At 52.9% G+C, this 23,213-nt stretch carries 20 protein-coding genes, 1 tRNA gene and 1 pseudogene; 11 read left to right on the forward strand and 11 right to left on the reverse strand.

Annotated features, from left to right (window positions below; all coding sequences use genetic code 11):
• Nucleotides 1-254 precede the first annotated feature (254 nt).
• Both G8S19_RS00285 and G8S19_RS00290 read right to left on the reverse strand, forming a co-directional pair.
• The gene (locus tag G8S19_RS00285) at nt 255-431 is read right to left on the reverse strand and encodes a hypothetical protein (protein WP_044700470.1); all 177 of its coding nucleotides are present in this window, start codon (nt 429-431) and stop codon (nt 255-257) included.
• A 117-nt stretch (nt 432-548) separates the two neighbouring features.
• Nucleotides 549-839 carry a SymE family type I addiction module toxin gene (locus G8S19_RS00290; RefSeq protein ID WP_044700468.1) on the reverse strand — a complete coding sequence of 97 codons (291 nt, stop codon included), beginning with the start codon at nt 837-839 and terminating at the stop codon, nt 549-551.
• A 136-nt stretch (nt 840-975) separates the two neighbouring features.
• Here G8S19_RS00290 and G8S19_RS00295 point away from each other — a divergent pair, with 136 nt between their 5' ends.
• A complete protein-coding gene (locus G8S19_RS00295) occupies nt 976-1,170 on the forward strand; it encodes a toxin-antitoxin system HicB family antitoxin (protein ID WP_124021901.1) in 195 nt (64 codons plus the stop codon).
• Nucleotides 1,171-1,178: 8 nt separating this feature from the next.
• Here the strand turns inward: G8S19_RS00295 and G8S19_RS22445 are convergent.
• Nucleotides 1,179-1,690, reverse strand: a pseudogene (locus G8S19_RS22445) (DUF6680 family protein).
• 145 nt (nt 1,691-1,835) lie between these two features.
• Nucleotides 1,836-1,930, reverse strand: a tRNA-Sec gene (locus G8S19_RS00305).
• 291 nt (nt 1,931-2,221) lie between these two features.
• On the opposite strand from G8S19_RS00305, the gene G8S19_RS00310 reads away from it, so the two are divergent.
• From G8S19_RS00310 to G8S19_RS00350, 9 genes are all read left to right on the forward strand, one after another.
• Nucleotides 2,222-3,604 (forward strand): glycoside-pentoside-hexuronide family transporter, encoded by a 1,383-nt coding sequence (locus G8S19_RS00310; protein ID WP_101742524.1) that lies wholly within the window; start codon nt 2,222-2,224, stop codon nt 3,602-3,604.
• A gap of 10 nt (nt 3,605-3,614) precedes the next feature.
• On the forward strand, nt 3,615-5,933 hold the full coding sequence (gene yicI, locus G8S19_RS00315; RefSeq protein ID WP_253685903.1) for an alpha-xylosidase: 2,319 nt from the start codon (nt 3,615-3,617) through the stop codon (nt 5,931-5,933).
• 446 nt (nt 5,934-6,379) lie between these two features.
• Nucleotides 6,380-7,933, forward strand: coding sequence for a transcription antiterminator (locus tag G8S19_RS00320; RefSeq protein WP_124021903.1), 1,554 nt, complete (start codon nt 6,380-6,382; stop codon nt 7,931-7,933).
• A gap of 26 nt (nt 7,934-7,959) precedes the next feature.
• Entirely contained in the window at nt 7,960-8,430 is a 471-nt protein-coding gene (locus tag G8S19_RS00325; protein ID WP_003024008.1) for a PTS sugar transporter subunit IIA, read from the forward strand.
• Between the two features lie 19 nt (nt 8,431-8,449).
• Nucleotides 8,450-8,770, forward strand: coding sequence for a PTS fructose transporter subunit IIB (locus G8S19_RS00330; RefSeq protein WP_003844521.1), 321 nt, complete (start codon nt 8,450-8,452; stop codon nt 8,768-8,770).
• Nucleotides 8,771-8,796: 26 nt separating this feature from the next.
• Nucleotides 8,797-9,888, forward strand: coding sequence for a PTS fructose transporter subunit IIC (locus G8S19_RS00335; protein WP_003837581.1), 1,092 nt, complete (start codon nt 8,797-8,799; stop codon nt 9,886-9,888).
• Nucleotides 9,889-9,899: 11 nt separating this feature from the next.
• Nucleotides 9,900-10,751 (forward strand): class II fructose-bisphosphate aldolase, encoded by an 852-nt coding sequence (locus G8S19_RS00340; RefSeq protein ID WP_253685905.1) that lies wholly within the window; start codon nt 9,900-9,902, stop codon nt 10,749-10,751.
• 80 nt (nt 10,752-10,831) lie between these two features.
• The gene (locus G8S19_RS00345) at nt 10,832-11,692 is read left to right on the forward strand and encodes a ketose-bisphosphate aldolase (RefSeq protein ID WP_253685907.1); all 861 of its coding nucleotides are present in this window, start codon (nt 10,832-10,834) and stop codon (nt 11,690-11,692) included.
• 49 nt (nt 11,693-11,741) lie between these two features.
• Nucleotides 11,742-12,419, forward strand: coding sequence for a D-lyxose/D-mannose family sugar isomerase (locus G8S19_RS00350; RefSeq protein ID WP_253685909.1), 678 nt, complete (start codon nt 11,742-11,744; stop codon nt 12,417-12,419).
• 42 nt (nt 12,420-12,461) lie between these two features.
• Here the strand turns inward: G8S19_RS00350 and G8S19_RS00355 are convergent, their stop codons facing one another.
• On the reverse strand, nt 12,462-14,171 hold the full coding sequence (locus tag G8S19_RS00355) for an AsmA family protein (RefSeq protein WP_253685911.1): 1,710 nt from the start codon (nt 14,169-14,171) through the stop codon (nt 12,462-12,464).
• 121 nt (nt 14,172-14,292) lie between these two features.
• A complete protein-coding gene (xanP, locus tag G8S19_RS00360) occupies nt 14,293-15,684 on the reverse strand; it encodes a xanthine/proton symporter XanP (protein WP_003024026.1) in 1,392 nt (463 codons plus the stop codon).
• 225 nt (nt 15,685-15,909) lie between these two features.
• On the opposite strand from xanP, the gene gltS reads away from it, so the two are divergent.
• Complete coding sequence (gltS, locus tag G8S19_RS00365) at nt 15,910-17,115, forward strand: sodium/glutamate symporter (RefSeq protein ID WP_003024029.1); 1,206 nt, start codon at nt 15,910-15,912, stop codon at nt 17,113-17,115.
• A gap of 42 nt (nt 17,116-17,157) precedes the next feature.
• Here the strand turns inward: gltS and recG are convergent, their stop codons facing one another.
• The 5 genes from recG to gmk form a co-directional block, all read right to left on the reverse strand.
• Entirely contained in the window at nt 17,158-19,239 is a 2,082-nt protein-coding gene (gene recG, locus G8S19_RS00370; protein WP_003837591.1) for an ATP-dependent DNA helicase RecG, read from the reverse strand.
• A gap of 5 nt (nt 19,240-19,244) precedes the next feature.
• Complete coding sequence (trmH, locus tag G8S19_RS00375) at nt 19,245-19,934, reverse strand: tRNA (guanosine(18)-2'-O)-methyltransferase TrmH (protein ID WP_061066857.1); 690 nt, start codon at nt 19,932-19,934, stop codon at nt 19,245-19,247.
• A gap of 129 nt (nt 19,935-20,063) precedes the next feature.
• Entirely contained in the window at nt 20,064-22,178 is a 2,115-nt protein-coding gene (spoT, locus tag G8S19_RS00380) for a bifunctional GTP diphosphokinase/guanosine-3',5'-bis pyrophosphate 3'-pyrophosphohydrolase (RefSeq protein ID WP_003024038.1), read from the reverse strand.
• Nucleotides 22,179-22,196: 18 nt separating this feature from the next.
• Nucleotides 22,197-22,472, reverse strand: coding sequence for a DNA-directed RNA polymerase subunit omega (rpoZ, locus tag G8S19_RS00385; RefSeq protein WP_000135058.1), 276 nt, complete (start codon nt 22,470-22,472; stop codon nt 22,197-22,199).
• A gap of 54 nt (nt 22,473-22,526) precedes the next feature.
• Nucleotides 22,527-23,150 (reverse strand): guanylate kinase, encoded by a 624-nt coding sequence (gene gmk, locus G8S19_RS00390; protein WP_124021907.1) that lies wholly within the window; start codon nt 23,148-23,150, stop codon nt 22,527-22,529.
• Between the last annotated feature and the right edge of the window lie 63 nt (nt 23,151-23,213).

Consider the following 23,213-nt stretch of genomic DNA (forward strand, 5'->3'; position numbering starts at 1 on the left):
ATTTATTAGAAACGAGGCTGTCCCTTCCTGATTAAAGAAAAAGGATGCCTGTGTATTTTTAGCGGGATTATAATATGGTGTTTATTGTGCTGTCATGTTTATCGTTTGGCATAGGCCATCAGGATAGTATTTTTATTATGATTTTTAGTGTAGTGATTGAATCATTTCTAATGCGTTTCTGATTCATGAATAATGAGTTGCTGCTTCAAATATCATAATTATTGATTATTGCCCGTAAGTTTATATTGCTTTTTTCATTTATCAGGCTCCATTAATTCATCAAAGAAATTATCGCCGTTAACAATATTATCAGAATGAATATCACATTGTGCACATTGAATCTTGGCTTTCAGTAACTGAATTTTTATTTCTTCGACTTTTTCATCGTCGTCAATCGAAAAGATGGTGTCTGGTTTTTCGTGGTGATTCATTTGTTTGGGTTCCCGTTACACTTTGGCTTCATTTTCCAGGAGAGTAGGCCGGATAAGCGTAAGCGCCATCCGGCACCAAGTGAACCTGTAAGTACTGCTTGCAGGTTCAGCTGTACTTCACTGGAGAGTCGCCAACGTGCTCTCAATTCTTTTTAACTTCTGATTTGCTTCTTGCAGCTCATCCTGCAACCGTTGTTCCTGCTCGCCGTAGACCATCAGGACGATACAGCCGTTCATCACTTTTACGCTAATCTGTTGCCCGGTATCAAACCCCGCTTCGCGTAGCCACTTGCCGGAAAGAATAATTTTGGGTGTGGATTTGTCGAAAACATTCGGGCGATATCCCACAATTACCGAACGTTCGGTTCCGGATTGGTCGGTGTCTGGGGTAGAATGCGAATCAGCCATAATCAACTCCTTGATAGTTGGTGAGGTTAGCTCTCGTCGGGTACTGCGAATACCGGGCGAGGGCGTTTATAAGTCAGGTCGTCAGGTGTAAAGGTACGTACCTGATTGGTGATATATTGTGCTTGTAGGTACGTACATGTCAACGGCTAAACGCGACCCAAATCAGTCCAAATCCGGAAAGGCTCCAACTTTTCAGATTCGTATCACGCCTGAGTTAAAGGCGCAGTTCGAGGCTGCGGCAAAGGCTGAGGGGATGAGTTTGGGGAACTGGCTCAAAACCTTGGGGAGAAGAGAACTGGCAAAATTGGGTATTGAGCCACAGGATAAGTAGAGAATTGATTAATTTTCCTGTCTATTCGGAATATTTATGATTTCCATTTTTAATGCATCCTGCCCAGAAAAAATTGCAGCTAGGCCCTTCCTAATTTTTAACTGAACGTTTTCTATTGCTCCGTGAGCTACAGGAGAATATATGGCTGTAATTGCACTCGCTCAAAGTCATAGCCAATATCTTTTGCGATTTCTGATAATAGGTCTAAGAAAAGATTGTTACTTGTTTGGTTCCATATGGCACCTAAGGTGTTATCGTTATCAAGGTAAGGTGTATTTAAATGTGCAAAATATAGCTTCCATGAGGATAATATATTACCTTCAGAAGCACTTCTTTTGGCTTTTCCTCTTTTAATTTTCCCGTAAAATGCTAAGTCGATCATGTTTAGTGCACGAACATGTTCACTTGACAGTCTGGCACTCTGAGATCTGGTAGCCATAAGCTGTTTGAATATGTCAACTTTTAATGATTTTTCTGGGAATATCTTTCTATAAATTTTTGTGTCTGAATGGCTAATAATGGGCTAATTACAGTAGCAGCAATAGCCATAATTGTAAGAGCAGTGTTCATATTAGATTCTCGCTATGAAAACATTTGGGCGAGGATCATAAAGGAATTTGTGTGCTGAAAAGATATTGCAAATGACTGGGATAAGGTAAGGATTTTGGCGGAAGATCACAGGAGTCGAACCTGCCCGGGAACGCTGGCGTCCCCAACTGGATTTGAAGTCCAGCCACCTCACCGGAGATGACGATCTTCCGCGCCTCGATTGCTACATGGAGGCGGGGCGCATTATAGCTACTTCCAAACGTTTCCACACCCCCTCACTCACTTTTTTAACTTCCGTTTATCTATACCATGACCAGTTTCATATAAATCCTCAATAAATCCGTTAGTTACATTTCATCACATTTTTTCGACGCTACCCCGATCACAGAAAACAAGAATCGTAATTTGATAACGAGATATCGGAATACCCGCGCTCACAGGGATGGTTTACAAGAACTGTAACCGGTATCAGTGCGTGTGAAAGTGCTAACAAGGATGCGTAATGAAAAGTGAGATTCTGTCTGTTAAAGAGAAGATTGGCTACGGAATGGGCGATGCTGCCAGCCACATTATCTTCGATAACGTTATGTTATATATGATGTTCTTTTATACCGATATTTTTGGTATTCCGGCCGGATTTGTCGGCACCATGTTCTTACTGGCGCGTGCGCTGGATGCCATCTCAGACCCTTGTATGGGGCTGCTGGCCGACCGCACCCGCTCGCGCTGGGGGAAATTCCGCCCGTGGGTGCTGTTTGGCGCGCTCCCGTTTGGTCTGGTGTGTGTGCTCGCCTACAGCACGCCGGATCTCAGCCTGCATGGCAAAATGATTTATGCCGCAATCACCTACACGCTGCTGACCCTGCTTTATACCGTGGTGAATATTCCCTACTGTGCGCTGGGCGGTGTTATCACCAATGACCCCACGCAGCGTATCTCCCTGCAATCATGGCGCTTTGTGCTGGCGACGGCGGGCGGCATGCTCTCCACCGTGCTGATGATGCCGCTGGTGGATCTGATTGGCGGCGAGGATAAAGCGTTCGGCTTTCAGGGCGGGATTGCCGTGCTCTCGGTTGTGGCCTTCCTGATGCTGGCGTTTTGCTTTTTCACCACCAAAGAACGCGTGGAAGCGCCGCCGAGTACCACCTCGATGCGTGAAGACCTGCGCGACATCTGGCAGAACGATCAATGGCGCATCGTCGGCATGCTGACCATCCTCAACATCCTGGCCGTCTGCGTTCGCGGCGGGGCGATGATGTATTACGTCACCTGGATTTTGGGTACCCCGGAAGTGTTTGTCGCTTTCCTTACCACCTATTGCGTCGGCAATCTTATCGGCTCTGCGCTGGCAAAACCGCTGACCGACTGGAAATGCAAAGTCAGCGTCTTCTGGTGGACCAACGCCGCGCTGGCGGTCGTCAGTCTGGCGATGTTCTTCGTACCGATGCACGCCAACATCACCATGTTCGTCTTCATCTTCGTGATTGGTGTACTGCATCAGCTCGTGACGCCAATTCAGTGGGTCATGATGTCCGACACAGTGGATTACGGCGAGTGGTGCAACGGAAAGCGTCTGACGGGGATCAGCTTTGCGGGCACGCTGTTCGTACTCAAGCTGGGTCTGGCGCTTGGCGGGGCGATGATCGGCTGGATGCTGGCGGGCGGGGGCTACGACGCCGCAGCGAAAACCCAGAACAGCGCCACCATTAGCATCATCATCGGGCTGTTCACCATTGTTCCGGCTATTTGCTACCTGCTGAGTGCCGTGATTGCCAAACGCTTCTATACCCTTAAAACCCCGTATCTGACTGAAATCATGAGCCAACTGGCTCAGGGGGCGCGCCGCAATCAGCAGGATTTCACGACGAAAGAATTACAGAACTAAGGAACCGACAATGAAAATTAGCGATGGAAACTGGCTGATTCAGCCCGGTCTGAACGTGATTAACCCGATTCAGGTGTTCGAGGTTGAACAGCAAGGAAATGAGATGATTGTCTACGTTGCGCCACGCGATGTGCGTGAACGTACCTGGCAACTGGATACCCCATTGTTTACCCTGCGCTTCTTCTCGCCGCAGGAAGGTGTGGTCGGTGTGCGTATGGAGCACTTCCAGGGGGCGCTGGATACCGGTCCGCATTACCCGCTCAATGTGCTGCAGGATGTGAAGGTCGAGATGCACAACACCGCCGAATTTGCTGAGCTGAAGAGCGGTAACCTGAGCGTGCGCGTGACTAAAGGTGAGTTCTGGTCGCTGGACTTCCTGCGTAACGGCGAACGTATTACCGGCAGTCAGCTGAAAAATAACGGCTACGTGCAGGATACTCACAGCGGGCGTAACTATATGTTTGAGCGCCTGGATCTCGGCGTCGGGGAAACGGTATACGGCCTGGGCGAACGCTTTACCGCGCTGGTGCGTAACGGGCAAACGGTAGAAACCTGGAACCGCGACGGCGGCACCAGCACCGAGCAATCTTACAAGAACATCCCGTTCTATATCACTAACCGCGGCTACGGTGTACTGGTGAACCATCCGCAGTGCGTGTCGTTTGAAATCGGCTCTGAGAAAGTGTCGAAAGTGCAGTTCAGCGTGGAAAGCGAGTATCTGGAATACTTCGTTATCGACGGCCCAACGCCGAAGGACGTGTTGAACCGTTATACCCAATTCACTGGCCGTCCCGCGCTGCCGCCTGCCTGGTCGTTCGGCCTGTGGCTGACCACGTCGTTCACCACCAATTATGACGAAGCGACGGTCAACAGCTTTATCGACGGGATGGCCGAGCGCAATCTGCCGCTGCACGTTTTTCACTTTGACTGCTTCTGGATGAAAGCCTTCCAGTGGTGCGACTTTGAGTGGGATCCGGTGACCTTCCCGGACCCGGAAGGCATGAACCGCCGCCTGAAAGAGAAAGGGCTGAAGGTTTGCGTGTGGATCAACCCGTATATCGGGCAAAAATCACCGATTTTCAACGAGCTGAAAGAGAAGGGGTATCTGCTCAAGCGGCCGGATGGTTCCCTGTGGCAATGGGATAAATGGCAGCCGGGCCTGGCGATTTATGACTTCACTAATCCGCAAGCCTGTGAGTGGTATGCCAACAAGCTGAAAGGTCTGGTGGATATCGGCGTTGACTGCTTCAAAACTGACTTTGGTGAACGCATTCCTACTGACGTTCAGTGGTTTGACGGTGCCGATCCGCAGAAAATGCACAACCATTATGCGTACATCTACAACGAACTGGTGTGGAACGTGCTGAAAAAGGCTGTCGGTGAAGAAGAGGCGGTCCTGTTTGCCCGTTCAGCTTCGGTCGGCGCGCAGCAGTTTCCGGTGCATTGGGGCGGCGACTGCTATGCCAACTATGAATCGATGGCCGAAAGCCTGCGCGGCGGGTTGTCCATTGGTCTGTCCGGATTTGGCTTCTGGAGTCACGATATTGGCGGCTTTGAGAATACCGCCCCTGCGCACGTCTACAAGCGCTGGTGTGCGTTCGGGCTGCTCTCCAGCCATAGTCGTCTGCACGGGAGCAAATCCTACCGTGTGCCGTGGGCGTACGATGACGAATCCTGCGATGTGGTGCGCTATTTCACCGAGCAGAAATGCCGCATGATGCCGTACCTGTATCGCGAAGCGGCGCGCGCCAATGAGCTCGGAACGCCGATGATGCGCGCAATGATGCTGGAGTTCCCGGACGATCCGGCATGTGATTACCTCGACCGCCAGTACATGCTGGGTGATAGCGTGATGGTTGCGCCGGTGTTTAGCGAGGCGGGTGATGTGCAGTTCTACCTGCCGGAAGGACGCTGGACGCATCTGTGGCGTAACGACGAGGTGGCGGGCAGCCGATGGCATAAGCAGCAGCATGACTTCCTGAGCCTGCCAGTCTACGTGCGTGAGAACACCCTGCTGGCGCTGGGCAGCAATAACCAGAAGCCGGACTACGCCTGGCACGAAGGAACCGCGTTCCAGCTGTTCCATCTGCAGGAGGGCCGGGAAGCGGTGTGTGAAGTGCCTGCGATGGACGGCTCGGTTATCTTCACGCTGAAGGCGACGCGTGTAGGTAATACCATCACTGTGAAAGGGAACGGTGAGGCACGTAACTGGACGCTGTGCCTGCGAAATATTCAGAAAATTGGCGGCATTAAATGCGGGTCGCATATGGGCAGCGAGCTGGGTGTAGTTATTACTCCACAGGGCAGTGAGCTGACGATTACCTTGTAAGCATGTGTCGACGTGGTGCCGGATGCGTTTTATCCGGCCCACGCTGCGAGCAGCATTCCAGATCTGAAAATCCAAAACATCCTGAATTAAATTTTTATCTCTGCATATTTGCGAGCGGTATCACTCTGATTCCCGCGAAAAATGTGATCTGCGCCGTAAATATCTCACTATTTCCTCTTTTTGTCTTATTTCTGTCCGGATTACTGGACACGATTTAGTATTGTTGGCGCATCGTAGTCCTCTTATATTTATCATCACGGATTACACGTGGAGCATAAATGCTTCTTTATAACCTAAATAATTCGAGTTGCAGGAAGGCGGCGACGCAGCGAATCCCCTGAGCGTACATAAGTACGTGACTGGGGTGAGCGAGGAAAGTCAACGCACATGCAGCTTGAAGTATGACGGGTATAGATATTTAATCTGGTATGTAATAAGGGTAAATAATGCAAATGATTACCTCGCGACAAAACAGATTATTAAAATTTCTTCTGTCCCGGAAGGAATATGTCACGCTGCTGAAAATTGCCGAGTACTTATCTGTTTCAGAGAAAACTGTGCAGCGCGATCTGCGCTTACTGGAACCATGGTTATCAGAATGGAAAATAACCATCGATAAACGTGCTGGTGCTGGGGTGATATTAAGTTCCGATAATATTACCGACCTTTTATATATGGACCAGTTATTAGGATCGGAGGGTGATGATACTGACGGCATGATGAATAATTCACGGCGAGTCAAGATAGCCTCACAATTATTAAGCGAAACGCCGCATGAAACGTCGATCAGTAAATTATCCGAACGTTATTTCATTAGTAGCGCATCGATTGTTAATGATCTGAAAGTAATTGAATCCTGGATTACCCCACTGGGCCTGTCGTTGATTCGCAGTCAGAGCGGCACGCATATCGAAGGCAGCGAGAGCGGTGTACGCCAGGCGATGGCGTCGCTGATTAACGGCGTGATTAACCATAATGAGCCTGGTAACGTGGTTTATTCACGTCTTGACCCGGGCAGTTATAAAGCCTTAGTGCATTACTTTGGCGAAGAAGATGTTTTATTTGTCCAGACGTTATTGCAGGAAATGGAGAACGACCTGTGCTGGTCTTTGGGCGAGCCTTATTACGTCAATATCTTTACCCATATTTTGATCATGATGTACCGCATCACGCGGGGCAATGCGCTACCGAGAAAAGATGAAAATATCACCTCATGTGACGAGAATATTTTTTCCATTGCCAGCCGGATGATTCTACATATTGAAAAACGCATTGCCCACCCGCTACCGGAAGACGAAGTCTGGTTTATATATCAATACATTATCTCCTCCGGCGTGGTAATTGAAGAGCATAACGACGTGAGCGTGATTGGCCATATGCACTCCAGCGACGAAGCGCGTTTGATTACCCATCGGTTGATTGCCTCCTTTGCCGAGATGGTCGACAGCGATCTTAGCCAGGACACGGCGCTGTATGACGGATTGCTGATCCACATTAAGCCGCTGATTAACCGCCTGAACTACCAGATCCGCATTCGTAATCCGCTGCTGGAGGATATTAAAGGCGAGTTGCAGGACGTGTGGCGTCTGACCCAGTGCGCGGTGAATCGGGTGTTTAGCGGTTGGGGCGAGCGGTCCGTGTCGGAAGATGAGGTGGGATATTTAACCGTGCATTTTCAAGCCGCAATGGAGCGGCAGATAGCGCGTAAGCGCGTGCTGCTGGTCTGCTCAACCGGTATTGGCACCTCTCACTTACTCAAAAGCCGTATTCTGCGCGCCTTTCCGGACTGGACTATCGTCGGCGTGGTATCGGCAGGCAGCCTGCCCTCCGTACTGACGGACGATATTGAACTGGTGGTATCGACGATAAATTTACCTGCCGTTGCTATGCCGGTCGTGTATGTCACCGCCTTTTTCAATGATGCAGATATTAAGCGGGTAACAGAAACGGTTATTACGGAAAAATTACATCGGGCGACGTCGCTGGTCGTCGAAAATTAATGTCTGAACTCCATGAGGTATGATTGATGGACATCACGAAAATACTCAATACAAATCGCGTTATTTTGGACATGAAGGCCACAAACAAAACGGAGGCTATTGAGGAACTGACGGATATTCTGCAAAAAGATGGGGCAATTAGCTGTCGGGAAACGTTTATTCAGGATGTCTGGCAGCGTGAATCAGAAGGCTCGACCGGCTTCGAAAATCATATTGCGATCCCGCACGGGAAATCCTCGGCAGTGGTCAATACCACGCTGGCAATTGGGCGTACCCGTCAGGATATTCCCTGGGAAACCCTGGATGGCAGCAACGTGCGCTGCATCATTCTGTTTGCCGTACGTCTTGAAGATCAAAACACTACACATATTCGTCTGCTTTCGCAGGTTGCCGGCGCGTTGGCGGATGACGACATTATTGAACAACTGTTAGTCGAAAGCAGTCCACAGAAAATTATTGAGCTTTTTAGTCAATATGCTGAATCCAATGTCTGCTAAATAAAAAGTGGAGCATGTTATGAATATTGTTTGTGTTGCCGCCTGTACGGCGGGTATTGCGCACACCTATATTGCTCGTGAGAAGCTAATTAAAGGTGCTAAAGCGCTTGGTCATAATATAAGAGTTGAAACCCAGGGAACTATCGGCACGGAAAACGAACTGCTGACAGAGGATATTTCTGCAGCTGATGTCGTAATTCTTGCTGTCGATGTCAAAATAAAAGGGGAGGAACGATTTTCAAATAAACGCATTGTGCGAGTGAAAACCGAAATCGTCATAAAATCGCCCATTCAGTTTCTTGAAAAGGTCGAAAAATCATTAGTTAATAATAACCAGTAGCGATCCTCATTCTGGAGGGATTTCACATGAGTGAAAATAAAATTCCGCTATCTCAGGAAATAAAAAGACATTTATTAACGGGGATTTCGTGGATGATCCCGTTAATTGTCGCCGCCGGGATCTGTATTGCTCTCGGGCAAATACTTGGCGGCACTAACGTGGGTGAAAAAACAGGAACCATACCCTGGATGCTCAACCAGATTGGCGGCTGGGGGATGGGGTTAATCGTACCGCTGATTAGTGCGGCGATTGCGTACTCCATTGCCGATCGTCCCGGATTTGCGCCGGGCCTGATTGTCGGCTTTGTTTGCGGCGAAATTCATACCGGTTTTATCGGCGGGATGTTGGGCGGGTTCCTGGTCGGTTATACCGTACTGCTTCTTAAGCGCTATATCCGTTTGCCACAGTCGATGCAGGGGCTGATGCCCATCATGGTGTTGCCGGTACTGAGTACCGTCATTGGCGGCCTGTTGATGATGACGCTGATTGGCAAGCCGATAGCCTGGCTGCAGGACGCGTTGATTCATCTGCTGGAGTCCATGCAGGGCGGATCCCGCTTTCTGATGGGCGCTATCCTCGGTGCGATGGCGACATTCGACTTCGGCGGACCGGTGAATAAAACCATGTCGCTGTTTGCTGACGGCATGCTGGTCAGCGGTGTGTACGGTCCGGAAGCGGTGAAGTTTGTTGGCTCGATGATCCCTCCGTTCGGCATTACGCTCTCTTTCCTGCTGACGCGTCACAAATACACCCGTGCGGAGCGCGAGGCGCTGAAAGCGGCATTCCCGATGGGGATCTGCATGATTACCGAAGGGGTCATTCCGATTGCAGCGCGCGACCTGTTGCGTGTGGTGGGCTCCTGCGTGGTGGCCTCGGCGATTGCGGGCGGCCTGATTATGGTGTGGGGTGTCGAAAGCCCAGTACCGCACGGCGGCATGTTTGTGGTCCCGCTCTTTACGCATCCGCTGCTGTTTTGCCTGGCGCTGGGGATCGGCACAGTGATTTGCGGTGTCATGTTGTCGCTGTGGAAGAAACCGGTGACCGAGCGTGACGAAGAGTTTGATGAACTCAGCGATCAAAAACTGAAAGACGAAGAGATCACCTTCACCCTGGAATAACCGGAGGCCGTATGTTTGCCGATATGAAAAGCATGGTGGCGAAAGCCTGGCGCGAGCAGTACGCGCTGCTGGCCATCAACTGCATGAACCTGGAAAGCGCCCGCGCGGCGGTTCGGGTGGCAGAGAAACACCGTGCGCCCATCATTCTGAATCTGTATCAGGGGCATCTGGAGCATTTTCCGGCCCCGATAGCCGCTGCGGTCGTCAAAACGCTGGCAGAGGAAGCCTCGGTACCGGTCGCGCTGGCGCTGGATCATGGAAAGGATCCTGTACGCATTCGCCAGGCTTTTCGCGCCGGATTCAGCGGGTTAATGATCGATGCCTCCGCCTTTGCGCTGGAGGAGAATATTCGCCAGACCCGTGCAGTGGTTGAGCTCGCAGCCAGCGTTTCTCTGTGCGTGGAAGGCGAGCTGGGCCATCTGGCCGATGCTCCGCGCTATGACCATGCCGCTAACGCTGATTTGATGACTCAGGCCGCCGACGTGGAACCCTTTATCCAACAGACCGGGATCGATTTGCTGGCGGTGTCGGTGGGTACGGCGCACGGCATGTACGCGCTGGGCGTTACGCCAGCCATTGATTTCCAGCGGCTGGAGGAAATTGCCCGGTTATCAACGGTACCTCTGGCGCTGCATGGCGGCAGCGGGACGCCGTTTGATCAGCTACAGCGCTGTCCGATGTTTGGCGTCGCCAAGATAAACGTTGGCGCAGCGGTCTTTGAAGCCGGAAAGGCTGCGCTGCTGCATACCCTGTGTCGTGACACATCCGGTGAACTCGTTGATGCCCTCGCCCTGATGGAGCAGGCCTGCGAGGAAGCCATTATTCCGTACCTGCAGGCCAGCGGCGCTATCGGCAAAGCCTGATTCATTTTCTGTAACGCCTTCTATGCCTCTGCGATGACGCACTGGCAGGGCTTTCTACACCCTGAAACTGGAGAATTAACATGTTAGTTTCGATGAAAGAATTACTGCAACCTACCCGTCAGCACGGTTTTGCCATCGGCGCATTCAACGTGGCGGACAGCTGCTTTGTACGTGCAGTTGTGGAAGAAGCGGAAGCGACCAACACCCCGGCGATTATCTCCATTCACCCCAGCGAACATGATTTTGTCGGCGATGCGTTTTTTAGCTACGTCCGTGATATCACGATGCGTAGCCCAGTGCCGTTTACTCTGCATCTGGACCACGGCGCTTCGGTTGAGCATGTGCTGCGGGCGATTCAGTGTGGGTTTACCTCGGTGATGATTGATGGCTCGCTGCTGCCGTATGAAGAGAACGTGGCGCTGACCCGCGAAGTGGTCAAGCTGGCGCATGCGGTAGGTGTTTCTGTGGAAGGGGAGTTGGGTACGATTGGTCAGACCGGGACGTCAGTGGAAGGCGGCGTGTCGAAGGTTACTTATACCGATCCTGCTCAGGCAGAGGATTTTATCGCCCGAACCGGTGCAGACACGCTGGCGGTGGCGATTGGAACCGCGCACGGGATCTACCCGAAAGGGATGCAGCCAGAGCTGCAAATGAACATCCTGCGCGACATCGCCGGGCGTGTGGATATTCCGCTGGTGCTGCACGGTGGTTCCGCGAATCCGGATACGGAAATTGCCGAATCCGTCACGCTGGGTGTTGGCAAAATCAACATTTCCAGCGATATGAAATATGCCTACTTCCAGAAAGTCCGCGAAATCCTGGCGAAAGAAACCTGGTGGGACCCGAACGTAATCTACCCAGAAGCCATTAGCGCCGCGCGTGACGTGATCCGCCACAAAATGAAATTGTTCGGTTCAACCGGCAAAGCATCACTTTACTAACGGCATGCAGGCGGGGCGACCCGCCTCTTTCGCAACAAGGAAAAGTGGAATGAAGCGTTCACATATTAATTATGCCGTCGATAAAGCGCATGCCATCGCCGAGACTTTTCGGGTCTGTCTGCCTGATTTTGCATATTTTACGATCGATGCCTGGCGACAACAGGATCAATCTCTGTGGCGTGAAGTGTGCGATCTCCAGCTGGGCTGGGATATTACCGACTTTGGGCGTGGAGATTTTGCGCAAACGGGACTGACGTTACTGACGTTGCGCAATGGTCAGCCAGGCTCAGCAAATTACCCCAAACCGTACGCCGAAAAGATGCTGCAAATTCAGCAGGATCAGCAAACGCCATGGCATTTTCATCGCCATAAAATGGAAGATATCGTTAATCGCGGCGGCGGTGACTTATGTATGCAGCTGGCATGGGCCACGCCTGATGACGGGTATGACGCACGGCGTATTGTTGAAGTTAGCGTCGATGGTCAGCGGCGTACCGTTGACGCTGGCGAGACGCTGGTATTGAAACCGGGACAGGGGGTGTGCCTGCCGCCGCGCTTGTATCATCGCTTTTGGGCGGAGAAGGCGTTCGTGCTGGGCTGGGAAATCTCGATGGTCAATGACGACCTGCATGACAACCACTTTCTGGAACCTGGCGGTCGCTTCCCGGCGATTGAAGAGGATGAGCCGGTGAAGTGGCTGTTGTGCAGTGAATATATTCGTTTATGAGCGTGAGTAGGCCCGGTAAGCGAAGCGCCACCGGGCAATAAATTATTGCGCAGGTGGTGGTGCTGTGACTTCACTCCCTGAAACCACGCCCGCCTGCATGGTCTGCGTGACCTGCTGTTTCTCCACGTTCACCGCATGCAGTTGGCCGCTGACCGTTGGCTTGAGCGGCGCATCGGCCTGAATATTGCCGCTGGCGGTAAGCTGAATATTACCATCGCCGGAAAGCGGCAATGCGGGCCAGCCCCACTGCTGCAGGATCGTCATTGGCACGCCGCGTCCGTTCAGGCTGATCTGAGCCTGGCGCTGAGGCAACTGCGAAATGCTGGCGGTGGCCTCCAGCAGCCCTTTTTCCGTATAGGCGCTCAGTTCGCTGATATTGATGGTGCTGTTGTTCGCCGTCAGCGCCAGCGAAGGACGACGTACATCCGTGCGGTTAAAGGTAGCAGCAGCGGCGTTGAGGGCGGCGCTCCCGCTCCAGATCCCCCACTGATTGTTCTGTACCAGCCCGAGGTTAGCGCCGTAACCGTCAAGCGCGGTGAGCTGCCACGGGAAACTCGGGTCGATATCAATTACCAGATTGCGGCTGGCGCTAAATTTCTTCAGCGTCAGGCTGTTTAGCCATGTTGGCAGAGGTTTCATCCACTGCTGCTTCCAGTTTTCCGGCAGCGTGTATTCCAGACCGGCAATAGCGGCATCATCGAGAACCAGCGCTTTGTTGCTGCGTAGCCAGTTTCCGGATGTTCTGACCATACCGCCTTCCCAGCGGGTGGTGAACTGGCGCAGCGCAATGCCCTGGGGTGAGAACTCGGCGTTCAGAATCGGATCGAAGAAGTGCAGAGAGCCGTAGATAAACTCGCTGGCGTTCATCGACAATTTTCCTTCCTGAGTTTGCCAGTCGTCCTTGCTGAAGGTCATGTTGCGCAAGCTCAGATCGAGATCCGTCACCGCCCAGTCGGGGCCTTGCAGACGGGCATCCGTTACTTCCAGACGACCAATTTGCAGGGAAGGAATGGTGCTTAACGGGGCAAAAAAGTCGGCCAGCGATTTGTCGCTTTGCAGCCGGATATCGTTCAGGCGCAGATTCTCCACTACCCAGCTCCCGTCGGCATTGCGTTGCGCTACGCCGGTTAATGCTCCACGCGCTACGTCTGCGCCAATATTGCTAAGCGTCACCCGGTCATGGTCAATGCTGCCTTCAATCAAGACGTTGGTGGTCGGGACATCGTTGAGCGTCAACGAACTGGCGCTGAGCTGAATTTGCGCTTTGCTGCCGAGAATTTTACCTGCCTCAGGGCTCCAGGGAATGACGCCGCCGTTAACGCGCTGGGCGCTGAGGTTCCACTCGCTACCGGGGCTGTTAAGCGCCATATCCTGCAATTGCAGGCGATCGGCCTGAAACGGCAACGGCGCGGTTTGCTGGGAAAGATTCAGCGTGCCGTTTTGCAACAAAATGGTGTCTACGTGCAGCGGGTCGGTGATTTGTCGGCTACTGAGTCCAATATCGACCGTTTTGGCGACCAGCGTGGCGGGCTGACCATCCCGGCCAAAGGTGACGTTTTCCAGCAGAATATGGGAAGGGGAAGAAAACCGGTGATCGATGGCATCAAAGGCCAGATGGTAGCTGCTGTTCTGTGAAACCCAGGCGCTGACGTGCTCTGCGCCCCAGCGGGTTTGCAGTAGAAAATAAAGGCCGAGGATCGCCACTGCAAGGGCGATCAGCACGTAAAGAAGCAGCTTTCCAATAAATTTCATGGTCTTCCATCCCGCGAAGTGCACATAGTCAAGTTATGCACGATTTAGACGCAATGCTCAAGGCGGGAATGGTGAAAGAGCGTTACAACGGCGTTGATTCTGAATCAACGCCGCATTTTGCTTATTGCTTTTCTGGTGGGAACACCAGGTTCAGAACGATAGCGGTAATACCGCCTGCGGCAATGCCGGAAGAGAGCAGGTTTTTCACCCAGTCCGGGGCGAACTGCAGGATCAACGGCTGCTGGGAGACGCCCAGGCCGACGGCCAGCGACAGCGCGATAATCAGAATCGCGCGACGGTTCAGCGGCTCGCGGGACACAATACGCACGCCGGATGCGGCGATAGTACCGAACATTACCAGCGTTGCCCCGCCCAGTACTGGCTCAGGAATATGCTGTACAAAACCGCTGACCGCCGGGAACAGGCCCAGCGCGATCAACATCAGCGCCACCACAAAACCGACGTAGCGGCTGGCAACGCCCGTTAACTGAATAACCCCGTTGTTCTGTCCAAAACAGGAGTTCGGGAAGGTGTTGAACACAGCGGAAACAAACGAGTTCAGACCGTTCGCCAGCACGCCGCCTTTCAGGCGTTTCATATACAGCGGACCAGAAACCGGCTGCTCGGAGACATCAGAGGTGGCCGTAATATCGCCGATGGTTTCCAGCGAGGTGATCATAAAGACCAGCATCAGCGGCAGCAGTAAACTCCAGTCGATACCCAAGCCATAATACAGCGGCGTTGGCACCATTAGCAGGTCCTGGCTTACCGGTGCGGTATTTTGCGGCAGCATGTCCATAAACCAGGCCAGCAGATAGCCTGCCGCCATCGCAATCACCAATGACGCAACACGCAGGTAAGGGTTGCGTTGACGGTTAAGCAGGATGATTAGTGCCAGCACCACGCCTGCCAACAGTAAATTCTTCGGTGCACCAAAGGTGTTGTCGCTCATTGCGGCATAGCCACCACCAATTGATGTCAGACCCACCTGAATCAGCGACAGGCCGATAATCATCACCACCACGCCTGAGACCAATGGGGTAATGATCCGCCGCGCCAAATGCAGTACGCGTGAGATAACCATCTCGGTGCAGCTTGCCAGCATCAACGTACCGAACAGCGCCGCCATCATGGTTGGGACATCTGCGCCACCGGTTTTTAGCGCCGTACCGCCCATAATCAGTGGCGCAACAAAGTTAAAGCTGGTGCCCTGAATGGATAGCAGCCCTGAGCCTACCGGCCCCCAGGCTTTGATCTGAATGATAGAAGCTACACCGGAGGCGAACAGCGACATACTGATAATGTGTTGAGTATCCTGAGCCGGTAAACCAAGCGCCTGGCAAATTAACAGAGCGGGAGTAATTACCGCGACGAACATGGCCAGCAGATGCTGACAGGCGGCAAACAAGGTCTGGGCTAACGGGGGGCGATCTTCAAGACGGTAAATCAGTTCACTGTTGTGAGTCTGCGCAACCGGTTGCGCATTTGTTGACTCTACGGCGTTAACGGACATCAGAGGCAATCCCATGGTGGAAAAGCGGTGATTTTATCTGACCAGGGCAGAAAAGCAAACGTTTGCTAGCAGGTGTTTTTAATATTTAAAACGGATAAACAAACATTTTTATATAACTTTTCATCATTTTCTGCTTAAAATCCACCCCGAAAACTCAATAAGAGCTAAAAATCGGTCTGGAATGCATCGTGCGTGATTGTGCTAAACGCACTAATGGAGCTGTAAATGTTTTATCTCGATACGTTATCAACGCTGGTTGCGGCAACCCTTGTGTTGCTGCTGGGACGTAAGCTCGTCCAGTCTGTTTCCTTCCTGAAAAAATACACCATTCCCGAACCCGTAGCGGGCGGCCTGCTGGTGGCGATTGCGCTGCTGGTGCTGAAAAAAAGCATGGGTTGGGAAGTTAACTTCGATATGACCCTGCGTGATCCGTTGATGCTGGCCTTCTTCGCCACTATCGGTCTGAACGCCAATATCGCAAGTTTGCGTGCTGGCGGCCGCGTGGTGGGTATTTTTCTGATTGTGGTTGTTGGCCTGTTGCTGATGCAAAACGCAATCGGTATTGGTATGGCGACCCTGCTGGGTCTGGACCCGCTGATGGGTCTGATCGCTGGCTCGATCACCCTCTCTGGTGGACATGGAACCGGGGCAGCATGGAGCAAGCTGTTTATTGAACGTTATGGCTTCACCAATGCGACTGAAGTGGCGATGGCTTGCGCAACGTTTGGCCTGGTGCTGGGTGGGCTGATTGGCGGTCCGGTGGCGCGCTATCTGGTCAAACACTCCACCACGCCAGACGGTATGCCGGACGATCAGGCTGTGCCGACCGCATTTGAAAAGCCGGACGTTGGGCGCATGATCACCTCACTGGTGTTGATTGAAACCATCGCGCTGATCGCTATCTGTCTGACGGTGGGTAAAATCGTTGCGCAAATGCTGGTTGGAACGGTGCTGGAACTGCCGACCTTCGTTTGCGTGCTGTTTGTTGGGGTGATCCTCAGTAACGGTCTGGCACTACTGGGCTTTTATCGGGTGTTCGAGCGTGCGGTTTCTGTGCTGGGTAACGTTAGCCTGTCGCTGTTCCTGGCGATGGCGCTGATGAGCCTGAAGCTGTGGGAGCTGGCTTCTCTGGCCTTGCCGATGCTGGCAATCCTGGTTGTGCAGACCATTTTCATGGCGCTGTATGCGATATTCGTTACCTGGCGCATGATGGGTAAGAACTACGATGCCGCTGTGCTGGCTGCCGGACACTGCGGTTTTGGCCTCGGCGCGACGCCGACGGCGATTGCCAACATGCAGGCGATTACCGAACGCTTTGGGCCATCCCATATGGCGTTTCTGGTGGTGCCGATGGTGGGGGCATTCTTTATCGATATCGTCAACGCACTGGTGATTAAGCTGTATCTGCTGTTACCGATTTTTGCGCAATAACGGCTGTGCGGCGGGGTAACATCCGCCGCCGCTATGAATCGACTATGCGTTGGAGTAGCGTTCGGTTTCCGGCATCCAGCGCTCTATTAGCGCCACGGCCTGTTGCGGATAACGTTCGTGAATATGGCGAGCAATGCGCTGAACTTCCGGGATAATCGCCTGATCACGCAGTAAATCTGCGACCTTGAATTCTGCCGTTCCGGTCTGGCGAGTACCTAACAGCTCGCCGGGGCCGCGGATCTCTAAATCTTTTTGCGCAATCACGAATCCGTCGTTGCTGTCGCGCAGAACCTGCAGGCGTTTTTGCGCAGTTTTTGACAGCGGTGATTTGTACAGCAGGACGCAGTGGGAGGCCACCGCGCCACGACCTACGCGGCCACGTAGTTGATGCAGCTGGGCCAGGCCCAGGCGCTCCGGGTTTTCAATAATCATCAGGCTGGCGTTTGGCACGTCCACGCCCACTTCAATCACCGTGGTGGCAACCAACAGATGCAGTTCACCCTGCTTAAAGGCCGCCATTACTGACTGCTTCTCGGCGGGCTTCATACGGCCGTGTACCAGGCCAATATTGAGTTCTGGCAGCGCAATCTTAAGCTCTTCCCACGTTGCTTCTGCTGCCTGAGCTTCTAACAGATCAGACTCTTCAATCAGCGTACAGACCCAGTATGCCTGGCGCGCTTCGTGGGTACAGGCGTTGCGCACGCGATCAATAATATCGCTGCGGCGGGTATCCGGAATGGCGACCGTGGTGACCGGCGTACGTCCCGGAGGCAGTTCGTCAATGACCGATGTGTCGAGGTCAGCATAGGCCGTCATCGCCAGGGTGCGCGGAATCGGCGTGGCGGTCATGATGAGCTGGTGCGGGTGGAAACCCTGCTGCTGACCTTTTTCCCACAGCGCCAGACGTTGATGCACCCCGAAGCGGTGCTGTTCGTCGATGATAACCAGTGCCAGACCGTTGAACTGAACCTGTTCCTGGAAAATTGCATGAGTACCGACAATCATCTGCACCTGACCGCTGGCGATGGCTTCCTGTTGCGCCAGACGCGCTTTGCCTTTCTGTTTGCCCGCCAGCCAGCCCACTTCAACGCCCAGTGGCGCGAACCAGCTGCGGAAGTTATTCGCATGTTGTTCAGCCAATAATTCGGTGGGGGCCATCAGCGCAACCTGCTTACCATGTGCGATAGCTCGCAGGGCGGCTAACGCTGCAACCAGGGTTTTACCGGAGCCGACATCGCCCTGCACCAGGCGCATCATCGGCACATCCAGCGCCATGTCGCGTTCTATCTCCGCGGTGACGCGGGCTTGCGCGCCAGTAGGTTTGAACGGCAATGCTGCCAACAGCTTATCTTTTAGCGCGTTGTTAGCACTTAACGGCTGGGCATGAAAACGCTGCGCCCCGGCGCGTAATGCCAGCATGCTGAGGTTATGTGCGAGCAGTTCTTCGAGAATCAGACGTCGCTGCGCCGGATGTTGTCCTGTTTCCAGATCGCTGAGTTGCAGCGACGGTGGGGGGCGGTGCAACGTGCGCAGTGCTTCGGGCAGGCTCATCATGCCCTGTAACAGCTCTGGTGGCAGCAGTTCGGCAATGGCGCAGGTATCGAGCAGATCCAGTGCCTGATCGGTCAGCTTGCGCAGCGTGGCCTGCTTCACGCCTTCGGTTGTCGGGTAAACCGGAGTGAGAGTTTCCTGCAATTCCGGCGTGCTGAGATCGCCCTGCACGCGGTATTCCGGGTGGATCATCTCTGCGCCGTATTTCCCGCGTTTGGCTTCGCCATAGGCCAGTACCCGACGCCCGGTGGCGAGACTGTTTTTCATTGCTGCGCTGAAATTGAAAAAGCGCATGGTGAGAATGCCGGAACCATCGCTGATCTGACAGGTCATCATCCGGCGACCGCCGAAGGTGATATTGCAGTTCAGCACTTCGCCTTCAACGGTGGCATAGACGCCCGGCAGCAGTTCGCCAATTGGGTACAGATGGGTACGGTCTTCGTAACGCAGGGGGAGGTGTAGCAGGAGGTCCTGTACGGTGTGCAGGCCAATTTTCGCCAGTTTACTGCTTTGCGCTGCGCCAACGCCGGTCAGAGAGTTGAGTGGGATGGCATCCAGTAAACGGCCTTTCATCGCGTTTATCTCGCAGACTGCATAGTGGCCCACCACGTTGCATCGGCTTCAATTTCGCCCTGCGTGTTTACGTGAGGGTAGGGAAGGCCTTTGCGCTTAGCGACATTCGCCAGCACCGGATAGCCGCCTTCAAACAGTAAGCGCTGCTGCTCGTCTTGTGGCAGCATGCTGTTTTCTCGTCGGTACATCCCAGCGTTTTGCCGCTGGCGCTGTGCTTCGTACAGAATCAGCGCGGAGGCGACCGAAACGTTCAGCGACTGCACCATGCCAGTCATGGGAATGATGATGTCCTGATCAGCCAGATCCAACGCTTCCTGAGTGATGCCGGTTTTCTCCTGGCCCATCAGGATGCAGGTGGGACGCGTGTAATCAATCTCGCGAAAATCCACGGCTTTATCTGACAGATGGGTTGCCAGGACCTGCATGCCCTGGCTTTTTAAATGTGTGACCGCATCGCCAATGGTAAGGTGAGTTTTCACCTGCACCCAACTGTTGCTGCCTGCGGCAGAAGAGGCCATGGTGCGCATACGACTACCCGGCCAGACGGCGTGGACTTCATGCACGCCGACCGCATCTGCAGTACGAATAATCGCAGAAACGTTATGAGGTTTGTGAACCTGCTCCATGCAGACGGTCAGATCGGGCTGACGACGTGCGAGCATCTCGCGGATACGTGCATAGCGCTGTTCATTCATATACACATCATCCTTCAAATTGCCTCGGCGTTAGCTGCTCTCACTCACCCCAATCACGTACTTTAGTACGCTCATGGGGATTCATTCGTTTGCCGCCTTGATGCAATTCGAATGATTTCGTGTAGAAAATTAGTTTCGGTTACGGGTGACTTTTATCACGTCCGGCATGACGCGAATTTTGCGCATGATATTCGCCAGGTGCACGCGATCGCGAGCGGTCAGGCGAATAAAGGCGCTATAAACGCGGCCATCTTTCTCTTCCGTATTCAAACTTTGAATATTGGAGGTGGTCGTGTTAATTGCCGCCGTCAGGTTCGCCAGAGCACCCTGGTGGTTAAACATATCCACCTTAATCTCGGTGATGAATTCCTGCTCTGTTTCTTTATCCCATTCCACCGCCATAAATTTCTCTGGCTCTTTCTGGTAGCCACGAATATTACGGCAGGACTCATGGTGAATCACCAGACCTTTGCCCGGACTGACGTGGGCAATGATGGGATCGCCTGGAATTGGACGGCAGCATTTCGCGAAGGTGATCAGCACGCCGTCTGCGCCTTTGATCGGCAGATGACCATGGCCAGATTGTGCTGGGACGTTCGCTGTTGCTTCGCCCTGCTGGAGGTTTTTCGCTACCACCACGCTCATGGCGTTACCCAGACCGATTTCTGCGAGCAGATCGTCAAGCGTGGCGAGCTTCATGCGCTCAAGCTCACGCTGGATGCTCTCTGGCGGGATCTCAGCCAGTTTACGGCTACCGCCCAGTGCATGGTTGAGCAGTCGACGACCCAGACTCACGGAATCATCGCGCTTGAGGTTTTTCAGCAACTGGCGAATTTTGGCGCGCGCTTTCGAACTGACGACGAAGTTGAGCCATGCTGCATTCGGGCGCGCACCCGGGGCGGTAATAATCTCAACTGTCTGACCGCTAAAGAGCGGTTGTGAAAGCGGGTAAGGCTGTCTGTCGACGCGCGCGCCGACGCAGGCGTGACCGATATCGGTATGCACGGCGTAGGCGAAGTCGACAGGCGTTGCACCAGCGGGCAGTTCGACAATGCGCCCTTCCGGTGTGAAAACATAAATCTCATCCGGGAAGAGATCAGATTTGACGCTTTCAATAAATTCAAATGAGCTACCGGCGCTCTGCTGCAGTTCCAGCAGGCTTTGCATCCAGCGCTGAGCGCGGATTTGCGCAGTGGTGCTGCTTTCGCCGCCGTGTTCTTTGTAAGCCCAGTGCGCTGCGACACCCATCTCTGCCATCTGGTCCATGTCTTCAGTACGAATCTGTACTTCAACCGGAACGCCGTGAGGGCCGATCATTGAGGTGTGCAAAGACTGATATCCGTTCGCTTTTGGAATGGCGATATAGTCTTTCACGCGACCAGGACGTGGTTTGTACAGGCTATGCATCTGGCCGAGTACGCGATAGCAGGTATCGGAATCATGAACGATAACGCGAAAAGCGTAGATATCCATGATGGAGTGAAAACGCTGCTCTTTGAGCACCATTTTGCAGTAGATAGAGTACAGGTGCTTCTCACGCCCGCTTACGCGACACGGAATGCCTGCCTCTTGCAAACGCCCTTCGATTTCCGAGAGGATTTTTTGGATCATCTCTTTACGGTTACCGCGAGCGGCTTTAACCACTTCTTTAATCACGCGATAGCGGTTCGGGTACAGCGCTTCAAAACCCAGCTCTTCCAGCTCGGTTTTAATGTGATGAATACCTAAACGGTGTGCCAGCGGACTATAGATTTCGAGGGTTTCACGGGCGATGCGGCGACGCTTGTCCGGGCGTAATGAGCCCAGCGTGCGCATATTGTGGGTACGGTCAGCAAGTTTGATGAGAATGACGCGGATATCCTGCACCATCGCCATAATCATCTTGCGAAAGTTTTCAGCTTGCGCCTCTTTCTTATCGCGAAACTTAAGCTTATCAAGCTTCGATACCCCCTCTACCAGCTCTGCAACGCTTTTACCAAAAAGCTGCTCCATGTCCTGGTAGGTGGCTGGGGTATCTTCAATCACGTCATGCAGCAGCGCAGCCATCAGCGTTTCGTAGTCGAGTTTCATCTCGGCCAGAATGCAGGCTACCGCTACCGGGTGCGTGATATAGGGTTCACCGCTTGAACGTGTCTGGCCCTCGTGAGCGTCACGTGCAACGAGATACGCCTGCCGAAGACGCTTAATCTGGTCTTCCGGCAGGTAGTTTTGAATCAGTTGATTCAGGCTTTCAAACAGATACAAGGGCGACCCGCTTTGTGATTAACGACGACCTTCAGCAATAGCGGTAACGGCTTGTAATTCAGCGGCTTCCTGCTCTTGCTGTTCCTGGCGCTCACGCACGTCGAGGATCTGGTTGTTGATCAGACCTTCTTCGATTTCGCGCAGCGCGATAACGGTAGTTTTATCGTTTTCTTCCGGTACGAGCGGATCCTTTCCGCCTACCTGCATCTGACGAGCGCGACGCGCGGCGACCAGTACCAGGTCAAAACGGTTACCAATTTTCTCTACAGCGTCCTGAACAGTTACGCGTGCCATACTTAAAATGCTCCACAGGTGAAGAAATGACTGGGCATGATACTGAATGTGGGTTCAGTCTGCCAACAGTTTGCTGATTAAAGCGTCATGACGCTGCTTTTGGCGGTTCATGCGCAGACGTTCGGCGCGAATGATGGTTTTCAAATCGCCCAGGGCGGTATCGAAATCATCGTTCACAATAAGATAATCATATTCGGCGTAATGGCTCATTTCTGCAACAGCTTGCGCCATACGTTTTGCGATCACGTCTTCGCTATCCTGACCGCGGCCACGCAGACGGCGATCCAACTCAATCTTAGATGGCGGCAAAATAAAAATACTGCGCGCATGCGGCATTTTTTCACGAATTTGCTGCGCACCTTGCCAGTCGATATCTAAAAAGACGTCTACGCCGGATGCCAATACTTGCTCAATGGTTTCACGTGAGGTGCCGTAGTAATTACCGAAAACCTCCGCGTGTTCCAGGAACGCGTCTCTGCCAATCATGGTTCTGAATTCATCATGGTTCACAAAGAAATAGTGTTCACCGTGCACTTCCCCCGGTCGCGGTGCGCGCGTGGTGTGCGAAACAGAAACCTGGGTGTCATACAACGGTTGGGTCTTTAATAAAGCCTGAATCAGGCTGGATTTACCCGCGCCACTGGGGGCAGAAACAATATAAAGCGTGCCTTGAGCCATGAGTATCTTAATGTATGTGATTGTCGAAAGAGAGCCTACATACGGGCTTATTATACACGTAGC

Origin of the sequence: Citrobacter sp. SX206 (assembly GCF_024181025.1) — a bacterium.
Taxonomy (GTDB): domain Bacteria; phylum Pseudomonadota; class Gammaproteobacteria; order Enterobacterales; family Enterobacteriaceae; genus Citrobacter; species Citrobacter youngae.